The sequence below is a fragment of the Promicromonospora kroppenstedtii DSM 19349 genome (genome assembly GCF_000515355.1).
GTDB lineage: Bacteria > Actinomycetota > Actinomycetes > Actinomycetales > Cellulomonadaceae > Promicromonospora > Promicromonospora kroppenstedtii.
In genome coordinates this window covers 12,672-15,590 of sequence record NZ_KI911625.1, presented here as the reverse complement: position 1 = coordinate 15,590, position 2,919 = coordinate 12,672, and the positions used below count along the sequence as shown (strand labels likewise).

Below are 2,919 nucleotides of genomic sequence, written 5' to 3'. Positions count from 1 at the left end.
AGGCCGCGTCGGGGAAGCCCGCCCTCGCCCCGGCTCCGGCCGCCACGGCGACCTCGTAGCCGAGGCCGACCAGCCGGCCGGTGGTCGCGGGGGTGGCGGGCACGAGCGGCCCGCCGTCGTCCGGTACGCCTATGCGCATGTGACCCTCCTTGCTCACCCACGCAACCTACCGCCGGGACCTCGCCGTCGGGCACTACCACCTGCCCAGGGGCCCGGTGTTATGTCTCGGGCCCGGCCTTCTCGACGGGCACGGGGAAGGTGACGGGGATGCTCGCGGGCTGGCGGATCCACAGGGTGGGGTCCCAGCGGACGTCGGCGGCGGGGATGCGCAGCACCACGTCCAGCCGGCGCAGGATCGTCTCGACGGCGATCCGGGCGATCACGCGCGCGGTACGCGGGGCCGGGCAGGCGTGCGGACCGGTGCCGAACGACACGTGCGCCCGGCTGCCCACGTGGTCCCAGGGGTCGCCGGTGTCCATGCGGGGGTCGGTGTTGGCGGCGTGGATCGCGAGGATCAGGGGGTCGCCGGCCGCGACGAGCTTGTCGTCGAGCACGACGTCCTGGCGGGCGAACCGGGGCAGGCTGTGGATGGTGGGCGTGGAGCGCCACAGCACCTCGTCCATGGCGCTGTCCAGGTCGATCCGGCCGCCGTGCAGGCGCCCGGAGAACCGGGCGTCGGTGAGGGTGAGCAGCAGGGTCTGGGCCACCCAGGCCGTCAGCGTCAGGTTGCCCGAGTAGGCGACGGTGAGCAGGGTGTGGGTGACCTCGACGTCGTCCCGCATGCCCGGGTGGGCCAGCAGCGAGCTCGCGAGGTCCCGGCGCGGGTGCTCGCGGCGGAGCGCGACGAGGTCGCCGAGCATGCGGTCCACCTCGTGCACGGCGGGCGCGGCGTCGGCGCCGCCCCCGGCGACGCGGCGGGTCAGGTCGAACAGGTGCTGTCCGTCCTCCGGGTCGAACCCGATCATGTCGGCGATGACGAGGAACGGGATCACCGACGCGTACTCGAGCATGAGGTCGGCGCGGCCCCGGTCCTCGAAGCGGTCGATGAGCAGGTTGCAGAAGGAGCGCACCTTGGCCGCGGTGATGGGCTCGGAGAGCTGCTCGAACGCGTCGTCGAGGGGCTCGCGCAGGCGCTGCCGCAGCGCGCCGTCGGCGTGGTTGGCCGAGAACCGCTGCTGCGAGGTGAAGGCGGGCCGCAGGCCGGACGTCCGCGGCAGGCCGCCGCGCGCGTGCCCGTTCCACAGCTGCGGGTTGGTGGCGAACACATGCTCGTTGCGCATGATGTCGAAGACCCGCCGCTGGCCCATGACCAGCCAGGCGGGCACACCGGGCTCCAGCTCGACCGGGGCGATCTCGCCCCACTGCTGCTCGAGCTCGTCGTAGAGCTCGCGCGGGTCGGACAGCGCCGAGGCGCCGACCAGCGGCGTCAGGCGGGAGACCGCGCCGAGCCGCAGGGGACGGGTGCCGCGCCAGGCCCGGTCGTGCGTGTCCTGTACGTCATCGAGCATGGGTCACTTGTCGGGTATCGCCCGGTTCAGGTATTTTCATAGATTCATCGTCTCTGTGCAGTCGCCCTTGATCGCGCAGGGTGAACACACCCGTGTTACAACCGAGTTCCGTGACCTTGGCCACACCCGTGGCTAACATGTCTGCTAGGGCAGACAAACTGTCGCACCCTCGCACCACCCTGTCGATACCCATACGGTTACGATCATCGTCGCAAAAAGGCACCGTCGGCCTCCACCGACGAGCAAGGGGGGCACGTGACTCTGGACTCCGAGCGGGAACGCCCGGACGACCTGGTACAGAGCGTTGCCCGCGCCTTCCGCGTCCTCGAGGTCGTCACCCGGTTCCCCGGGCTGCCGGTCAAGGCGATCGCGAGACGCAGCGGGCTCAACCTCTCCACCACGTATCACCTGGTGCGCACACTCGCCTACGAGGGGTACGTCACCCGGCTCAAGGACGGCACCTACGACGTCGGCGAGCAGGTCAGCCACCGGTTCTACGAGCAGCTCGGCTCGCTCGGCCGGGGGCCCAACACCCGCGAGGTACTGCGCCACCTGGCGCAGAGCAGCGGCTACAGCGCCTACCTGGGACGTATCAGCGCCGGCCGTGTGGTCGTCGTCGACTACGCCGAAGCCCCCGGCTCGCCGTACATCGAGGACCTGGAGCGCGGGCTCGACGTCTCCGCGCACGCCACCGCGCTCGGCAAGGCCCTGCTGCTCGGCATGTCCCGCCGCGACCGCCACGAGCTCGTGGTCGACGCCGGGATGCGCAAGTTCACGCCGCGGACCGCGGCCGACATGAACTCGCTGGACGCCCAGCTCTCCCGCCTGCGACCCGACGCCGTCGTCGAGGAGCACGGCGAGTTCCGCAACGACATCGCCTGCGCCGCCCACCTCGTGCCCCGCCGCCCCGGCGACGACACGGCGTGGGCAGTCGGGCTCAGCATCCCCGGCGAGGTCGTGCCCCCGCACGCGCGCCGCGAGCTGAGCCTGGTCGCTGGAGACCTGACGGGGATCTGACCGGAGGCTGGGCCCGGCCACGCGGCCTGGCTCAGCCCGGTAGCCGGTGCAGCCCGGCCAGGCGCTCCGGGTTGCGGAACACCATGACCCGCGCAAGCAGGCCGCTCTGGTCCCCCGTGCCGTACTCGGCGACGGTCGCCATGGCCGGCTCGCCGCCGAGCAGCGCGAGCATCCCGAGCGCCCCGTTGATCTCCACGGGCACCCACTCCATGCGGCCCACCGTCGCGTCGCCGGCGAAGGCGACCAGGGCGCGCGAGACCTTGTCGGCGCCCCGGATGACCCGCCGGGCCGCGCGGACGACGCCGCCGCCGTCGGTCACGAGCTCCACCTCGGGGGCGAGCGCCGCGAGCACGCCCGCGACGTCGCCGGTGAAGCACGCCGCCAGGAACCGTTC

Annotated in this window: 3 protein-coding genes; 1 reads left to right on the top strand and 2 read right to left on the bottom strand. The window is 72.5% G+C overall.

Annotated features, from left to right (window positions below):
• Window positions 1-218: 218 nt before the first annotated feature.
• The gene (locus PROKR_RS05660) at window positions 219-1,508 is read right to left on the bottom strand and encodes a cytochrome P450 (RefSeq protein WP_051432715.1); all 1,290 of its coding nucleotides are present in this window, start codon (window positions 1,506-1,508) and stop codon (window positions 219-221) included.
• A gap of 255 nt (window positions 1,509-1,763) precedes the next feature.
• Here PROKR_RS05660 and PROKR_RS05655 point away from each other — a divergent pair, with 255 nt between their 5' ends.
• Window positions 1,764-2,525, top strand: a complete 762-nt coding sequence (locus PROKR_RS05655) for an IclR family transcriptional regulator (protein WP_051432714.1) — start codon at window positions 1,764-1,766, stop codon at window positions 2,523-2,525.
• A gap of 31 nt (window positions 2,526-2,556) precedes the next feature.
• Here the strand turns inward: PROKR_RS05655 and PROKR_RS05650 are convergent.
• The coding region (locus tag PROKR_RS05650) for a hypothetical protein (RefSeq protein ID WP_036960445.1) at window positions 2,557-2,919 on the bottom strand (363 nt) is incomplete at its 5' end.